This window comes from Acetobacterium sp., assembly GCF_030652775.1.
Classification (GTDB): domain Bacteria; phylum Bacillota; class Clostridia; order Eubacteriales; family Eubacteriaceae; genus Acetobacterium.
The window spans coordinates 1-16,992 of sequence record NZ_JAUSPS010000096.1 but is presented as its reverse complement, the minus strand read 5'-3'; the positions used below and the strand labels follow the sequence as shown (position 1 = coordinate 16,992).

General features: G+C 44.3%; 16 protein-coding genes. 9 read left to right on the top strand and 7 right to left on the bottom strand.

The genetic code is table 11. The features are described from left to right. Nucleotides 1-35: 35 nt before the first annotated feature. Complete coding sequence (locus Q7J41_RS16845) at nt 36-1,691, bottom strand: NAD(P)H-dependent oxidoreductase (protein WP_304889601.1); 1,656 nt, start codon at nt 1,689-1,691, stop codon at nt 36-38. A 381-nt stretch (nt 1,692-2,072) separates the two neighbouring features. On the opposite strand from Q7J41_RS16845, the gene Q7J41_RS16840 reads away from it, so the two are divergent. The 8 genes from Q7J41_RS16840 (at nt 2,073) to larC (ending at nt 11,154) form a co-directional block, all read left to right on the top strand. Next, nucleotides 2,073-3,374, top strand: a complete 1,302-nt coding sequence (locus Q7J41_RS16840; RefSeq protein WP_304889600.1) for a DUF362 domain-containing protein — start codon at nt 2,073-2,075, stop codon at nt 3,372-3,374. A gap of 111 nt (nt 3,375-3,485) precedes the next feature. Continuing rightward, on the top strand, nt 3,486-5,483 hold the full coding sequence (locus Q7J41_RS16835; RefSeq protein ID WP_304889599.1) for a sigma-54-dependent Fis family transcriptional regulator: 1,998 nt from the start codon (nt 3,486-3,488) through the stop codon (nt 5,481-5,483). 3 nt (nt 5,484-5,486) lie between these two features. Beyond that, nucleotides 5,487-6,212, top strand: a complete 726-nt coding sequence (gene lipB / locus Q7J41_RS16830; protein WP_304889598.1) for a lipoyl(octanoyl) transferase LipB — start codon at nt 5,487-5,489, stop codon at nt 6,210-6,212. A 46-nt stretch (nt 6,213-6,258) separates the two neighbouring features. Then, complete coding sequence (locus Q7J41_RS16825; RefSeq protein ID WP_026393813.1) at nt 6,259-6,495, top strand: biotin/lipoyl-containing protein; 237 nt, start codon at nt 6,259-6,261, stop codon at nt 6,493-6,495. A gap of 4 nt (nt 6,496-6,499) precedes the next feature. Beyond that, a complete protein-coding gene (locus tag Q7J41_RS16820) occupies nt 6,500-7,243 on the top strand; it encodes an SDR family NAD(P)-dependent oxidoreductase (RefSeq protein ID WP_304889597.1) in 744 nt (247 codons plus the stop codon). Nucleotides 7,244-7,276: 33 nt separating this feature from the next. Beyond that, nucleotides 7,277-9,136 carry a non-ribosomal peptide synthetase gene (locus Q7J41_RS16815; RefSeq protein WP_304889596.1) on the top strand — a complete coding sequence of 620 codons (1,860 nt, stop codon included), beginning with the start codon at nt 7,277-7,279 and terminating at the stop codon, nt 9,134-9,136. A gap of 49 nt (nt 9,137-9,185) precedes the next feature. Next, a complete protein-coding gene (larB, locus tag Q7J41_RS16810; RefSeq protein WP_304889595.1) occupies nt 9,186-9,935 on the top strand; it encodes a nickel pincer cofactor biosynthesis protein LarB in 750 nt (249 codons plus the stop codon). A gap of 67 nt (nt 9,936-10,002) precedes the next feature. After that, nucleotides 10,003-11,154 (top strand): nickel pincer cofactor biosynthesis protein LarC, encoded by a 1,152-nt coding sequence (larC, locus tag Q7J41_RS16805; RefSeq protein ID WP_304889594.1) that lies wholly within the window; start codon nt 10,003-10,005, stop codon nt 11,152-11,154. A 76-nt stretch (nt 11,155-11,230) separates the two neighbouring features. Here larC and Q7J41_RS16800 read toward each other — a convergent pair whose 3' ends face one another. The 5 genes from Q7J41_RS16800 to Q7J41_RS16780 all read right to left on the bottom strand — a co-directional run bounded on the left by Q7J41_RS16800 (nt 11,231) and on the right by Q7J41_RS16780 (nt 15,662). Next, complete coding sequence (locus Q7J41_RS16800) at nt 11,231-12,751, bottom strand: methyl-accepting chemotaxis protein (protein ID WP_304889593.1); 1,521 nt, start codon at nt 12,749-12,751, stop codon at nt 11,231-11,233. 115 nt (nt 12,752-12,866) lie between these two features. Then, nucleotides 12,867-13,532, bottom strand: coding sequence for an L-2-amino-thiazoline-4-carboxylic acid hydrolase (locus Q7J41_RS16795; RefSeq protein WP_304889592.1), 666 nt, complete (start codon nt 13,530-13,532; stop codon nt 12,867-12,869). Between the two features lie 144 nt (nt 13,533-13,676). Next, nucleotides 13,677-14,363 (bottom strand): DUF2786 domain-containing protein, encoded by a 687-nt coding sequence (locus tag Q7J41_RS16790; protein ID WP_304889591.1) that lies wholly within the window; start codon nt 14,361-14,363, stop codon nt 13,677-13,679. A gap of 158 nt (nt 14,364-14,521) precedes the next feature. Further along, entirely contained in the window at nt 14,522-15,289 is a 768-nt protein-coding gene (locus Q7J41_RS16785; RefSeq protein ID WP_304889590.1) for an EFR1 family ferrodoxin, read from the bottom strand. A gap of 40 nt (nt 15,290-15,329) precedes the next feature. Further along, nucleotides 15,330-15,662, bottom strand: a complete 333-nt coding sequence (locus Q7J41_RS16780; protein ID WP_304889633.1) for a helix-turn-helix transcriptional regulator — start codon at nt 15,660-15,662, stop codon at nt 15,330-15,332. A gap of 326 nt (nt 15,663-15,988) precedes the next feature. Here Q7J41_RS16780 and larE point away from each other — a divergent pair, with 326 nt between their 5' ends. After that, entirely contained in the window at nt 15,989-16,795 is an 807-nt protein-coding gene (gene larE / locus Q7J41_RS16775; RefSeq protein WP_304889589.1) for an ATP-dependent sacrificial sulfur transferase LarE, read from the top strand. A 94-nt stretch (nt 16,796-16,889) separates the two neighbouring features. On the opposite strand, the gene Q7J41_RS16770 is transcribed toward larE, so the two are convergent. Beyond that, a partial coding sequence (locus Q7J41_RS16770; protein ID WP_304889632.1) for a PLP-dependent transferase occupies nt 16,890-16,992 on the bottom strand: 103 nt, incomplete at its 5' end.

Sequence of the window (16,992 nt, the reverse complement as noted above, 5' to 3'; positions counted from 1 at the left end):
ATCCATGGTGTCACGACAAAATTTCCGTGAAACGCTTATCTGGGTTTAGCCATATCGCTGGGGTACCATTTTAAAAACCAGAGCGAAAACGCAAAGGTTGGTACACTTAACAGGATCGGAATCATCGCTGCGAAATTGATCAGCACCGTTGTATTGAGCCATAAGGCCAGTCCCGCCTGAGCCAGGAAGACCAGCGACCAGACATAACATAACAATCGGTTGGTCCTCAAGAACAAAACGTTCTTAAGGGCATTACGGCCATTAAAATAATGGGTGTAATCGGCTGTCAAGGGAACTGTTTTTAGGGTAGAAATTACCCAGATCAGAGCCAGGGCAAAATACCCGATAATAGCAAAGGTGTTTCCCTGATAATCCGACCCAAAGGTCACCACTGTTAAACCCAGCAGCGAAAACGTCAACAGGGTGGCTCGTTCAAAATAAACCAGATCGGCGCCCCGCTTGATGCCGCATAAAATTCCACTGAGCATCAATGGAATTACCACCCCCATCAGCGGACTGTAATCTGCTAATAGAAAACAGAAAATCCATGGGCACAAGGCCAGAAAAAACCAATAAGGGGTATTCTTAAAACTGATCGGAACCAGCTTTTTTTTCTTTTCCGGATTCAGATTAACCGGACCAAAAAGTCCATCGAGAAAGGCGTTAAACAATCGCATATCACCAACAACCGAATATTTTTTCTCCAGCAACGATTGGGCGGCGTCTATCTTACCTTCTAAAATCCGCTCCAGGGTGGTGAGATTGATGTTAATGACGGTTGTTTCTCTGGCAAAATCATTGCGCAGCAGAGTGCAGGTTTCGTCTTTAATTACAAACTGATAGCGTTCTTTAATATCAGTAAAATCAATCTGCAGAACCGCATTCATTTTTGGACGTACCTTGGGGTTGAAGGCTGTATGAATTTCTTTCATATAATTCCAGGCAATCAGCCCGCCGTCAGAATCCTTCATGCGGGTATCGTCGACTCCCCAACTCAGGTTCGTTGTCTGGAGATAGGTCGGTGTTTCAACAAATGGTTTTGACAGACCTTCCCGGACTTTTGGAGAGATGCTCAGATTTTCGCCATATTCCTTACCGGCAATTTTAACCAAATCCAGATATGGACCAGTCAGGTTATCTAACTGATGAATACCCAGAAGCTCACCTTCGACACAAATTATCTTTTCCCACTTGTCTTTTCCGAAGAGATTATTAAACTGTTCTTCCACCCCTTCATAATTGTTTTTTGTCGACGGAAAGCCACAAGTGCTGATCAGCACATGCTTTTTAGCCTCCATTTTTTCCGGATTCCGGAACGGATGTCCGTAGGTTCCGCCACCCTCATTGTCAATAAATGGCAGCAGCGCTGGTTGGGTTCGCTCCATAAATTTTTTCATGGCACTGGAAATCCCATAATGATAGAGCGGGGTGGCCCAGATCACAATGTCAGCATCCTCATATTGATGAAAAAGTTCCGTCATGTCGTCCTGGAAAACACATTCACCTGGTGTGGTGGTCCAGCAGGAATGGCACGCCGTACATGCATTAATATTCTTCTGGATTAAATCAACGGTTTCGACCACCGTCTCCGGATCATATTCAATCAGCCCTGATACAAATTGCTCGGCTATGATCATGGTAAAACTTTTAGCGGATTTATGGCTACCGTTTAACAATAAAACTTTACGCATATTATCCTCACTTTCTTATTTTAATTAAATTACAAAAGTATTATGAACCAAACGCCAAACTTTCGCATCGGTAATTTTTTCTACTTAGTATATAATACCTCATATCATAAGATTATAACAAAAAACATTCCCATCGAATACTACTAATTTGAAACTCAGTTTACCATCTCTTTTTTGATTAAGGCTTAATTCGTGTGTCACGTGTTATAATGACACACTACTATGTCCGATTTTGACACATGACACACCAATAACACATTAAGAATCTCGGTTTTAGGTTTTTTCTGGGACACATTGTTTTGGCATGATTATTGCGGGTATATAACTGTACGTCCATGCTTATGGACAAATATATGGTGACTATACCAAAAGGAGATTATCATGAGTAAAACAAAAGTATCTGTTGTAAAGGTTGCACAACCAGAAGGCAATGCCTCATTCATGGGCGGAAAATATGTTCGTATTGAAGAGGATGTTCGAAAAATTGAAGCCGCTGTTGCCGAAGCAGTTGAATTAGCAATAGGTTCCCTTGATACTATCATCAAAGAAGGCGATACTGTCTTAATTAAACCAAACCTTGCTTTCCAGGCGCCGCCAGAAAGCCACGCCGTCGTTGATCCGCGAACCATTGAAGCTGTTGTTTCTTATGTAAAGAAAAACTCCAAGGCCGGAAAAGTAGTCGTTGGTGATAATCCATCATTAGGGATGCATGTTGGCCGAGCCAAACCTGCCTTCAAAGATTCGAAAATGGAAGAAGCAGCCAAACTTGGCGGTGCTGATGAAGTCATCTATTTTGATGAACATGATGTTGTTGCGGTGGAAATCGAAGGGGCAAAATTATTTAAACATGCCACGGTCTTTAAACCTTTCCTGGATGCCGATGTGGTCATCAACCTACCAAAAATGAAGGTTCATTTAGCTGGAACCGTTACCTTAGGCCTTAAAAACTGGAATGGGATCATCCCTAACTGTCATCCCAATGATCAACAGCAAGGTGCTCATCGGATCGAACTGGGCCAGAAAATGGCTGATATGTACAGAATCCGTCATGCCGATCTCACCATTGTTGACTCGGTTATCGGGATGGAGGGTCAGGGACCTCACGCTGGTTCGCCCATTGAAATGAACTTAATGATCGCCGGAACCGATACCGTTGCCGTTGACTCGGTTGCCTGTTCGATTATGGGCTTTGAACCGATGGAAATTCCTGCCATTCGCTGTGCCGGAACCGAAGGCCAGGGCGAAATCGATTTAGCCAAAATCGATGTTGTTGGTAACTCGATCGAATCGGTTATGAAACATTTCCGACGTCCCGGTGGCGACCCCATTGGTATGTATGCCGGTTTAACCTGTGTAATGCAGCAAACCTGTCCCGGCTGTTTTGTTAATGTTCGTGGGGCTCTCGACTCATTTGCTTTAAGTGGTATTGACATGAACAAATTCCTGGCAAAATCTGGTGAAGTAGTCGTTATCGCTGGCGGCGTACCCGATTTCGATCCGCAAATCTGTGTTGGCAAAAACGTCTTTATTTGCGGCGATTGCTGGGAACTCTTCCCCTCTGTTGATAAGGTAAAAGAAGGAGCTGCGCTAGCCAAATCAGTTACTTATTACCCCGGCTGTGCGCCAGTTTATATTTTCGCTCAACTCAATGCTGATCTTCAGAAATTGGCTGCTGGTAAATAGATTTTCCAACCGGCATCAGGGGTCGCTCCCCTGATGCCGATTATTTATCTTTTCAGCAACAGCAAGCAGCTTCTAAATAAAAAACAACTCTAACAAAGGAGCGTGAACGCTTTGAAACTGTCTGCTGACTTTGATCTAATCAAAAGAACCTGGGAAGACTTTGTGTTTTCCGGAAACATCGGCAATCATGTCCGCAAACCGATCATTGATTCCTGGCTGCGTTGTCATAAAGCTGGGCTTGATCCCCGGGCTTTGAATCGTACCCCAACAGTCAGTGAAGAGAACTTCCGAAAGCGACTGGAACAGAATCATATTCTTCTGGATGTCAGTATTCCCTTTATGGTTGAATTACAGGAATTTGTGAACAAATCTGGTTTTTCGACAACCCTCACCGATCCCAATGGGGTTATTCTGGAACTGATTTGCGATCAAGCTATTCTCAGGGAAGCCTTCACCAAAAATCTGGTCAGGGGCAGTATCTGGAACGAACACATGGCCGGAACCAATGCCACCGGTTTAGCCATTGATCTCCTTCAACCGATTCAGGTTATCGGCGCTGAGCACTACTATGAATGTTATCACGAACTGACCTGTTCAGCCGCACCTATTCTCGATGCCAACGGCAAACTGCTGGGCGTTATGGATATGGCCGGGCCCAAAGAAATGGCCTACCCCCATACCTTAGGGATGGTAGTTGCCGCCACCAAAGCGATATCCCGACAGCTTTGTATTGCCGAATCCCATCGCCAGGTTGATTTAACCAACCACTATCTGAGCACAGTGATCGACTCCATGACCGATGGCGTGGTTGCGGTGGATGTCAAGGGCAAAATCATCGGTATCAATTCTCAGGGCGCCAAAATTTTAAAAACTACCACCTTTGAATCTTACGGAAAAAACATTCTGGAGATTATGGACGGCGAAACGATTTTGGATCATAACGGAAATGTCCCGCCAGCCTTTGAAGAAAAAGATAAACACATTATTACCAAAAGCAAAAAAATCAATTGCCTAATCAATAGCAAGCTGATCCTTCATGACAATGGCACCATTGCCGGAGCTGTTGCAACGCTGAAGGATATGGATAAGACCATCCAGGTTTCTGATAAGGCCAAGCGAAAAGGGACCCGCTTTACCTTTGACGACATCATCGGCGACAGCTCGGATCTGCTGCGGTCACTCCATCTTTCTCAAATTGCCGCCAAAGGCAGCGCAACCGTGCTTTTGGAAGGCGAAAGCGGAACCGGTAAAGAAATGTTTGCCCAGGCGATTCACAACGCTTGTCAATCTGATCAACCATTTATTGCCATAAACTGTGCCGGGATTCCCGAAAGCCTGATCGAGAGTGTGCTTTTTGGCTATGAAGAAGGATCTTTCACGGGAGCCAGTAAACACGGTAAGATCGGAAAATTCGAACTGGCCAAGGGCGGCACCATTTTTCTCGATGAAATCGGCGAAATGCCCATCAACACCCAAACCATTCTGCTGCGAGTTTTACAGGAGCGATATATTCAGCGTATTGGCGGAGATAAAGATATTCCCATTGATGTACGAGTGATTGCGGCCACCAATAAAAATCTTGCCGAAGAAGTTAAAAAGGGGAGGTTTCGCCAAGATCTTTACTATCGGCTGAATGTTTTGCAAATAAATATTCCACCACTGCGGAAACGAAAAAAGGACATTCCGATTCTGGCTGAGTTTTTTCTCAATGACATCACCCAGGCCTGCGGCAAATACATTGAACCGCTCCACCCCTCCACCATCGCCATCATGCAGGAATATGAGTGGCCGGGCAATGTGCGGCAGTTTAAAAATGCCATCGAACAGGCGGTCAATTTCACTGAAACCAATCGTATTGATAACTATTTTATTTCCAGTTATCTGCCGAATCTCAATGCCGAACTGACCCCGAAAGAAGAGCCCCCACCGCCGCCAAAAACTATTAAGATAACCGCCGAGCAACCCAATGTGGATTTAAAAAACATGGAACTCACCACCATCAAAAAAGCCCTGGCGCTTTTTCCCGAACGCAAGAAAGCGGCTGAGTACCTCGGTATTTCCCGGAGTACCCTATACCGCAAAATGAAACAGTACCACCTGGAGGATTAGAGCATGAAAAAGGAACTCACTTGGATTGACCTGGGACTGATTTCCTATGAAGAAGCCTTTATCGTCCAGGAACAGCTACACGAAAGATGTGTAGACGGTTCCTGGCCGGACACCCTGCTTTTCCAGGAAAATCATCCTATTATTACCCTGGGTCGGGGCACTCATGAAAAGAACCTGCTCCTGACCCCTGTTGAACTTTTGGATCTGGGCATTGCCCTGACCGCGGTTAGCCGGGGTGGTGATATCTCCTATCATGGCAACGGTCAATTCATCGTTTCGCCGATCCTGCACTTTGACCAGTATGTTAAGGGCGCTCACCAGTATGTCCGCTGTCTGGAACAGGTGGTGATCAATCTGCTGGCCCATTATCAGTTGAAAGGCAAACGCATCAAAGGGCGCAGCGGTGTCTGGGTGACAGAACCCGGGACCGGTGAGGATAGAAAAATATCCGCTTTAGGCATTGCGGTATCCCACGGGGTTACCCTCCATGGCATGTCCATTAATGTCAACCCCAACCTCGAACATTTTAAGGCTATCATCCCTTGCGGAATTGAAGATAAGGGCATAACCTCCCTGGCAGTCTGCGGATGCCCCTCCGTCACCCTGCCTGATCTGCGAGATCAGTTTATTCTGGCTTTTGATGAGATGTTTGGTACCCAAACGTCTAGACGAACCATCACCGAATTAAATATTGATCAAAAACACCCTGTCGTACCAGCCCATGCCTAGTCATGTGGCGGTGCTTAATTAAATTTAAAATTAAAGGAGAACCAAAATGAAATACGAAATTGCTATCCCCGAATTTGCCGAAGGCGCTGAAGAAATCAATTTAAGACAATGGCTTGTCGCTATTGGCGACACTGTAAAAAAAGGCGATAACATCGCCGAAGCAGCCACTGATAAGATTTCCATCTATATCGAATCACCAGCCGATGGGGTTCTTTCTGCGACATTGGCCGCAGAAGATGACCGGGTTCTGGTCGGCCAGATCATCGGCGAAATTGAGGGCTAAGGCCATGGCAGGGATTCATCAAGATAAGGTTATTATCATTACTGGCTCCTCCCGGGGAATTGGTTATTCATTTGCTGAATATCTCAGCAATGAAGGAGCCAATATTGTCATTATCGGCCGTAATATCGAAACAGCCAAAGCCGCTGCCGAAAAACTTCCCACCAAATGCATTGCCGTGCAATGCGATATATCTTCCGAAGAAGATGCCATCAAAATGGTCAACATTGTCATGGAAACCTACGGCAAAATCGATGTCCTGATCAATAATGCCGGGATCTTCCCGGTCAAAACCTTCAGTGCCATGACCTTAGAAGACTGGAAAGCGGTAATCGACATCGATTTAACCGGAACCTTCATCGCCACCCATGCAGTTTACAAAGTCCTGGAAAAACAGAAACGAGGCAAGATTATTAATGTTGCTTCCATCGCCGGCCGGGTTGGGGGACTGGGTTTTACCCATTATTCTGCCGCTAAAGGCGGCGTCATTGCTTTTACCAAAGCCCTGGCTCGGGAAGCTGCCCGTCTTAATATCCAGGTTAATGCTATTGCCCCCGGTGTTATCGAAACCGACATGGCTAAATCAAACTTCCCCAAATATGCCCTCACTGAACACACTAAGAATACCCCTGCCGGACGATTGGGCACCGAAGCAGACCTTTTTGGGATTATTTCTTTCCTGTGCTCGTCGGGCAGTGATTATATCATCGGGCAAACCATTGCCATCGATGGTGGCTATACCATGATCTAGTACGAATCAGACAGAATTGTTGAGGAGACTTCCATGAATATACAAGACTCGTTTATCAAGCTAAAAAACAGTGATGTGACCATCACTTATCTGGAGGCCGATGGCCAGGAGTTCACTCAGACCTATGCCGCGCTTTTTGAGGATGCTCTAAAAGTTCTCGGCGGTTATCAGTCTTATGGTCTTAAAAAAGGATCATTGTTGGTGTTTCAGCTAAAAAGCATCCAGGCCCAGATCACCTGTTTCTGGGCGGGCATCCTGGGCGGCATGGTTCCTGCCATCTTGCCCCTGGCTCAGGATGAAAAATCCCGGGCTTACCTGCAAAGTGTGCTGTCCTCACTGGAAAATCCCATTATTGTCAGTGATTTAGAAGGGGTAACCACCCTCTTCGAAAATAACCTGCTGATGTTTCGGGCTTTGGCCGAAGCCTCCCCGGGAACTATCGTTTCCGTTAGCGACACTGATCCCGGGATGATTCAGTTTACCTCTGGCACCTCTTCGGCTCCTAAAGGCGCCGTTCTAACCACCCGCAACTTGTTAGAAGGCGGCATTGCCAGCAGTATCATCGTCCGGGAAAAGGTTCAGGAACGCTATTTAAGCTGGCTGCCGCTATCCCACTGTTTTGGTTTTGTCGGCTATCATCTGGTTCCGATTGTCAACAACTTCCCCCAATATTTAATGAGCCCGCTGCAGTTTGTGCAAAACCCCAACCGTTGGCTGGAAAAACTCTCACAGTTTTCCGCCACCGTCACCGGAGCGGCCCTGTTTGGCATCGAACTATTGCTTAAGGTCGGCATTAAACAGCATCGGGCGGTGAATCTCGCCACCGTTTATATCTGTTTTTGCGGTGGCGAGGATGTCAATCCCCTTTCCTTAACCGCCTTCGAAGCTCAGACAGCCGCAATGGGCTGGATCCGGGATACCCTGAAACCGGCCTACGGTCTCAGCGAAACCACCATGGGCGTAGCCTACACCCCCTATGGTTCGCCCTTCCGGATGGATTATTTTCTAGGCAGCGGCATCGCCATTGGCGAAAAGCTGTTCTTCTGTGACCCCGATGATGATACCATCGGCCGCATGTCGGTGGGTGTTTTGGATGAATGCAACGAAGTGGTCATCAAAGATCTGGCCGGAAATATTCTGGAACCGGAATACCTGGGTCTCATCCATATTTGCGGCACCAATGTCATGCAAAGTTATTATTCAAAAAACAAAAATACCCCTACCGGAGTGGATCAAAATGGTTGGTTTAACACCGGCGATCTGGGCTTTTTTCGAAACGGCTGGTTAAATATTTTTGGCCGCTACAAAGATATTATTATCGTCAACGGTGAAAATTATCTGGTCTCGGATCTGGAAAAGACCGCCAAGCAGGCCTTACCCGAAAATACCAACCTGATTGTCGTTCAGGGCAAAGATCGGATCGCTCAGGAAAACTGTCTGATTCTCTTTAGTGATTCCAAAAACCCAGAGATTTTAACCTGCGCCGGCCAGGCCATTTCTGCCACCTGGCAGCTTCCCATCACCTGGGGTGTGATCATTGACGAAATTCCCAAGACCACCTCGGGCAAAACAAACCGTCTGGCTCTGGCTATTGCCTGGGAAAACGGCGACTATAGTGACTACGATCAGGCCATCCCGTTAGGCAGCATCTCGGAGTCTACACTTGAAGGCCTTTATAAAGAGATGGCCGATTACTGGGCAGGTATTCTGAAGATTTCCCCGGCGATGATTTCACTGGACAGTCATTTTGTCTTTGATCTTGGCGGTGATTCGCTTGGTCTCATTGATCTGATCCATCAACTCGAAAAGGCCTATGGTATTAAAATGAATACCAACCTGATCCGCAACTACCTGACCTTAGCAGAAATGACCAATTATATTCAGACCCTATAACGAAATTTTTTAATATTTTGCTGACTCATCAGCAGTAATGGAGACAATTATGAATGTAGATCAATTAACAAAATTATTGGAAGACGTCAAAAACCAGGAATGCGAGATTCATACCGCACTGGAACTGCTTAAAACGCTGCCCTACGAAGACCTTTCCTATGCTAAGGTGGACCACCACCGGGAGCTGCGAAATGGTTATCCCGAGGTGATTTACAGTCCCGGGAAAACCCTGAACCAGATCAAGGGAATTGTCGAAAACATGATGGAACGATCCACCGGTAACATCCTCGCTTCCCGAGCAGAACGGGATGTCTTCGACACCATTAAATCCATTACCCCTGATGCCATTTATTACGAAGAAGCCCGTTCGGTCGTTGTCAAACGGGAAGAATATAAAACCACCGATGACTACATTCTCGTAGTTACTGCCGGAACCTCAGATATTCCGGTTGCTGAAGAGGCAGCCATTACCGCCATGGTCATGGGCAATCAGGTCAAACGGCTCTATGATGTCGGGGTGGCTGGCATCCATCGGCTACTTGGCAACGTCCCGATTATCAATCATGCCAAGGTGATTATTGTGGTTGCCGGGATGGAAGGGGCTCTGGCCTCAGTGGTCGGTGGTCTTACCGATAAACCCATCGTCGCTGTTCCCACCAGTATCGGTTACGGCGCCAGCTTTGGCGGCATCTCGGCGTTACTGGGGATGCTGACCTCCTGTGCCAGCGGGATTGGTGTTGTCAATATTGACAATGGTTTTGGGGCTGCCTGTATGGCGTCAAAAATTAACAAGCTATAATCTATAAAAACGAATTATCACATAATCGTATTTCATCAGGGCGTGGCCCAAAGAAGGAGAATTGTCCATGAAGGTTTTATTTTTCGATTGTTTTTCCGGTATTAGTGGGGATATGGTTTTAGGTGCCTTTATTGATCTGGGTATTGATCCGCTTTACCTTGACGCCGAACTAAAAAAGCTGAATCTCAGCGGGTTTCGCATCGAAGCAGAAGCCACCATGAAAAAAGGGATTTCCGGCACCCGCTGTCATGTCATCCTGGAAGCTGACCGGCACCATCATCGGCACTTTAACGATATTAAAGAAATCATCGAAAAATCGACTCTCTCGGATGAGGTAAAAACCACTGCGCTGGCTATTTTTATGCGGGTGGCGGTGGCCGAAGGTAAGGTTCACAATGTTCCCGTTGAACGGGTTCATTTTCATGAGGTCGGCGCTCTCGATTCGATTGTTGATATCGTCGGGGCCGCCATCTGTTACCATACGCTAAAACCGGATCTGGTTTATGGTTCCAAAATAAATGTCGGCAGTGGCTGGGTTCGCTGTGCCCACGGACTCCTGCCAGTGCCTGCTCCGGCCACCGCTGAAATCCTCTGCGAATCTAATTTTGAAATGTATTCCAAGGCGATTGATGGCGAATCGGCCACTCCTACCGGGGTTGCCATTCTGGCTGAGCTGGCTACCTACTCTGCCACCACCCCCAGTTTTATCCCGGAAAAGACTGGATACGGGTTTGGCGGAAAGGACTTCGGGGTACTTAATGCCCTGCGGATCATTCAGGGGCGAAAATCCGAATCCAACACCATTATGGTTGTGGAAACCAATGTTGATGATATGACCGGCGAAATGGCTGGCTATGTATTGGAAGTTTTACTGCAAAACGGCGCCCTCGATGCCTTCTACACCCCGGTATATATGAAGAAAAACCGCCCAGGCATTCATCTCACCGTCTTATGCAGTGAAGCCAAGTTACCACTGATTGAGGAAATCATTCTAAAAGAAACCTCCACCATCGGTATTCGCAAATTTCCGGTGGAGCGAACCTGCATGCACCGGCATTTTAAAAAGATAGCGACCCCCCTCGGTGAGGTCACCATCAAAATGTCCCAGCAGGGTGATATTACCCGGGCTACCCCGGAATATGAGGATGTCAAAAAAATCGCTCAGGAATCGGGCAAATCACTTTGGGAAGTACTGGAAATGGTCGAAAAATTAAAATAACGTTTTAAATCACCAAAACAAAAAGACTCAGATGATCCAATCTCTGAGTCTCTCTTTTTTAAGTTTTGATAATTGTCTATTGGAGTTTAAACTGACTGGTCTGCTTTTTCAGTATTTCTGCCTGATTGAAGAGCTCTTCACTGGCAGCGGCTGTCTGTTTCGAGGTTGCCGAATTAGTGTGAACCACACCGGCAATAATGTTGATGCCTGAATTAATTTCATGGATACTCTGGGTTTGCATCTCCGATGCCTGACCAACTGCTTCGATCCGATTTTCGACTGCTTTCATGCTGGACTTTATTTCTTCTAAAGCTTCTGACATCCGATTAGCTACCTCAATGCCAATTTTGACATTCTTTCCCGATGCTTCAATCAAACTGCTGGTTTGTTTGACCGCATCCGTTGTTCGGATCGAAAGGCTTCTGACCTCTCCGGCGACAACGGCAAACCCTTTTCCATGTTCCCCGGCTCGAGCAGCTTCAACACTGGCGTTCAAGGCTAAGACATTAGTTTGAAAGGCAATTTCATCAATAACCTTAATAATTTTTCCAATATTTTGCGATGACTCGTTGATATCATCCATGCACAAAATCATATTTTGCATTTCTTGATCGCCGCTATTTACTTTGATCTGAGCACTGCCAACCAAACTAATGGCAGCCTCCACACTCTCGCCGTTGACTCTTGTCTGTTCGTAAATCTCGTTGATAGAAGCCGTTAATTCTTCAATCGAGCTGGCCTGTTCTGTCCCTCCAATTGACAATGAGGTGCTGGCCGTCGATATGTTTTGAGCACCCATGGTTACTTCTTCCGAAGAATTAGCGATTCTTGTTAAAGCTGACCGCATATTTCCGATCATCCGCTCAAAAGCCGATGCCAGAGTACCAATTTCATCTTTGCTTTTCACGACTTCGATTTTTTGTGTCAAATCACCCTGGGCCACCTTATTTGTCACATTTTCCAACATCACCAGTGGTTTGGTCATCCGGTCTGTGACAATCCATATCACAATGCTTGCAAGTAAAATTGCAACAACGGAAAATAAAATCAGCATATTTCTGAAATCCGCCGCCAAGCGGTCATAAATTGTATTTGGTATCCCGACGTACCAGATTCCAATAACATCATTATTGGCATTTCGAATCGGCTGATAAACCGTTTGGTTCCAGACACCCACCACATTTGCTTTTCCGATATAAGTTTCTCCGTCATTTAACACCGTTGCTTTAACCACATCAGTGGCTTGAGTATTGATGGCGCGGTTGCCCTCTTCATCTTTAACATTGGTCGATACCCGGGTACTACCCTGAAAAATCGTCACTGTGTCACCAGTCAACTCACCGATTTTATCTACGATTTCGAAATTATCATTCATTTTAATGGTGCCTTTGAATAACGCCCCTTCTTTAACAACCCACTCTCCAGGAAATTGTTGTTCTATCAGGGCATTTCCCAATGCGGCATCACTTAACAGCTTTTCCTGGGCAGCTCCCAGAACTTTCTGTTGCATACTGTTAACCGCATAAATACCGATTCCCAGGTTGATAAAAACAATGGCCGTGACAAATAGGGCTACGATCTTATACTTGAATTTCATCAATCATTCTCCTAATCGGTAGATCTATTGGCTTTTCTTCTATTTTTATCCAATTAACGCTCTGATAAACAAAAATTGCAAGTATCTTATTTCTGCTACTAACGGACTAACACTTCTAACTTCGAGATTTACGGGCTTTTTTGCTCGCTATTTTTCCATTCTTAAAGCAAAAATCACATAATTCATTTCCGGTTGCCAGTGTCCATTTCCGCCGAAAATGAATTCTCGGTGCTAAAGGATCATAGGCGACATGATCTGAATTACAAAATGCCGGACAAAGCTCCAGAGCATCTCTTTTCGAAAGTTCCTCACAGTATAAACAGGTGGTAATGTGAAAATAGATTCGCTCCCGGCTCAATTCTTTCCAGTTAATGGTCCATCCTTCCTGCGGATATCCCCGTTTCATGATCGGTTTAATCAATAGCTTAAATAACGGATAGGCAAATGGCAGCCCTCTCAGCAGCTCGGAAATGGTTCCCATTCGAAGCGCCGACGCTGCAATTTCTTCTTCAACAATAGCGTAAGCAACTTCTTTGGAAACGCCACAATCGATCAGTCCTCGATAACAGGCATAACCAGGCAGAATTGCTGTACTTAAATGTTTATTGATAGCTTTGCTACCCCGATCATCCATGGTTTTCAGTTCATTTTCCAGAATAAAGGCAGCCTTGTCAAAATAATGTCGGCCTCTGATTTCGCCAAACAGGATGATCAGTGTTTCCTGTAGATTATCGAGTCGCGTCTTTTTGAAAACAACACTGCTCTTGATATTTTTACTCATATATAGCTCCTATTCTGTCTCACCAGTTTTAATTTTCTGACGATATTTATCTATTTTAACATAACATACTAATCCATCAATATGAAATAGAAAAAACCAGTGACATATTTTCAGTGTGCCACTGGTTTTTAACTAAGTACCTAATTACACTACATCTTCTTTTACATCTTCCAATTTGTTTAGGGCTGTGAATACTTTGCCTTCCCGATAGCCTTGAGCATAAAAAGAATAGTGATCCTCATGGTTTTTCTCTTTATGTTGGGCATGCTCCATTGGTTCGAGAATTTCTTTAACTTCCGGCGGGACAGTCATCACCAGACCCCATTCCTGGTGCTCAAAATCCTGAATCGTATAAGCATCGTCTAACCCCTCATAAAACCCTTTGCCATAAGTTTCGCAGGCTTCGTTAATAATGGTATCTGGCTTTTCGTCGAGTTTCATAACCTTCTTAATCGCCTTCAATTGAGAGCGCACACAATCAACTGCATAGGCAAAAATACTGCTGCAGATTAGGGCATCCTCTTCATATCCATGAAAAATGATGTAGTGCCGTTGGGTTTCAGGCGGCGTGATCATATAGAAAACACAACAATTATTCTCAGAAATGACATCAGCCAAACCAGTCATCCAATGCTCCCGGCGGGTGGTATAATAAATATTACTATCAACCTTAATAGGCTTTTCATCATATCTTAATAAATCCCGTTCTGTAAATTTATATTCAACCATCAGCTTTTTGGCTTTTAAAATAGCATAATTTGCTTCATTGGGATTGGGACTTCTGCCAAGGGCTAACAGTTTTTTAATTCGATCTTTTATATTGGCTTCCATTTTTCTTCCTCGTTTTGAACTTTCTGTTTTTTGCCAAAAACAAACACCTCAATATAGAATCCGTCTTAATTAAATATCATTTTATTCTATATCTCTCATTTTATTTGTAATGGTTCAAACTGTCAAGAACGAAGACGAATATTTTTATGGTTTCTTAATTATTTTAGGATCGGATTTTCGAATCGTCGCCACTTTAGCGTTTTCTTACCATACTGAATCGCTTCCTGAGGACAGCGGTTAATACAGGCTGAGCAGTGGGTACATTGTTTCGCCATCCAAACCGGTTTGTCATTTTCCATTTGAATGACAGAAACCGGACAGACTCTTGTGCACTTTCCACAGCCATTACACTTTTCATCGGCATAAAAAAGCCTTGTTTTTCGGCCATGCAGATAAAGCGGATAGGCTACGCTGGTCAAAAGTGTTTTTTTTCGCTTACCACTATCCTCCTTCTTGTTTTTTGAAATGGCGGCGATAATATCTACTAATTTTTTATCTGTTGAGATCCGTATTTTCTTTTGCAGGTCAGGACCAGTTGGCTGGTACATCATAATGTAGTTGCTGGCCATCTTGAGTTCAAACGCTGCAGTCAAAGGTAATTCATGCTTTTCCAACAGCTCTTGCAGCATTTTCGGGGTTCCACCCATACCACCACCGCATGTCATCACGCCAAATACATAAGGTTTTAATCCAGCTTCCAGATTTTTTTCAATTTTTAACTCAGCTATAAAGTCGACTACAATTGAAGGCACTCCATAAAAGTAAACGGGAAAAACAAAACCAATTTTTTCATTGCTTGAAAGCCTGTAACTAAATGATTTCTCTTTCATGGCAGCGGTTATGTCAATGAGGTCTTCTCCCAGCTCATCACCAATCTTCTTTGCCGCATACAACGAGTTACCTGTTCCTGTAAAATAAAATATCATCTTCTTCTCCTTTATTGTTTATTGTTCACGTATTTCAAGACTAATTGCATTGCTCCATTAACAGTTCAATATGCTCCACCAATGTTTTTAAATCCAGCAACCAACTTTTTCCCGGATCTAGATAATAGAAATTCATGGTTCCCTGCTTATTGACATTAACAATTTTTGCATCCATAAGAATTTTTATATGATGGGATACTGCCGGTCGGGACAGATTGACTTTTTTGGTAATGTCCCCTACCCTAATTCCGGGGTAGCACCCACTTTCCATAATTGCCACAATAATGAGCTGCCGTGTATCGTCACCGATAGCGGTGAGCAGTGGTTGGCAGTCTTTAAAATTCTCGATGAGTGCTTTTTGCTCTTTGCTCATGTCTTTCAAGTCTAATCCTCCGTTCAATGGTTCAATTCATTAAACCATTGATTATAGTATACATGTTTAAATGTTTTTATCAACATCGGGAAAGAAATTCAAGACCATTCACATTGATCCTACTATAAATGACCTCTGTTAATAGAATTGAATTCTAATTTTTTCATTTGCAATTATTTCATTGGTTCTTAAACTGCTGGCTGTAACATTATATAGTTCGCTGATTTATGCCATTTATTCCCCATAATCAAGCTTGACAACGAGTTTAAAATATCATAAAATATTAATCATATATAGTTACTATGATTACATTTAAGGAGTGTGTTATGAATAACCTGACTAATAAATACCAAGCATTGAAGGACTACTTAGCCGAACTTGAAAGTGTCGCAGTGGCCTTTTCGGGTGGCGTTGATTCGACATTTTTATTCAAGGTCGCCTATGACGTTTTAGGGAAAAAAGCAGTCGCTGTTACAGCTCGGTCTGAAAGTTTTCCCAAGCGCGAATTACTGGAAGCTACCGCTTATGCCGAAGAATTGGGAGCCGATCACTTTATTATTGATTCGGAAGAGCTGGACATCGAGGGTTTTTCCCATAATCCCAAAAACCGCTGCTATTTATGTAAGTCTGAGCTTTTTACCAAAATCAAAGAAATTGCGGCACTTCAGAAATTAAACTTCGTTGTTGAAGGCTCCAACACCGATGATGATGGTGATTACCGACCGGGTCTTTTAGCAGTAACCGAGTTGGGTGTGAAAAGTCCATTAAGATTTGCCAATCTTTCCAAGGAAGAGATCCGTCAGCTGTCAAAGGAATTGAACCTGCCAACCTGGAACAAACAGTCCTTTGCCTGTCTGTCTTCCCGATTCCCCTATGGCGAGAACATTACCCCTGATCGCCTGCACATGATCGACCAGGCGGAACAATATCTTCTTGATCTGGGTTTTCATCAGGTTCGCGTTCGCTATCATGGTGACCTGGCCCGGATCGAAACCGATGAAACCGGTTTTGATGTCTTATTGGATAAGGATAACCGAAATAAAATTCATGATCGTTTTAAAACCATTGGTTTCACTTATATCAGCCTTGATTTAAAAGGCTACCGAACCGGCAGTATGAACGAAACGCTGTAATCAAAAATGACTTAATAAAACATTTCTGTTTTATTAAGTCATTTTTATAAACTGCGATAACGTCCTTCGCCGATTTTAAACATATTTCATCTTATTATAATCCCGTCTTAGCTAATGCTTGCTCCAAATCTGCAATGATATCTTCAACATCTTCTATGCCAACACTAAATCTAAAAAAGCCGCGATGAAATTCTTCC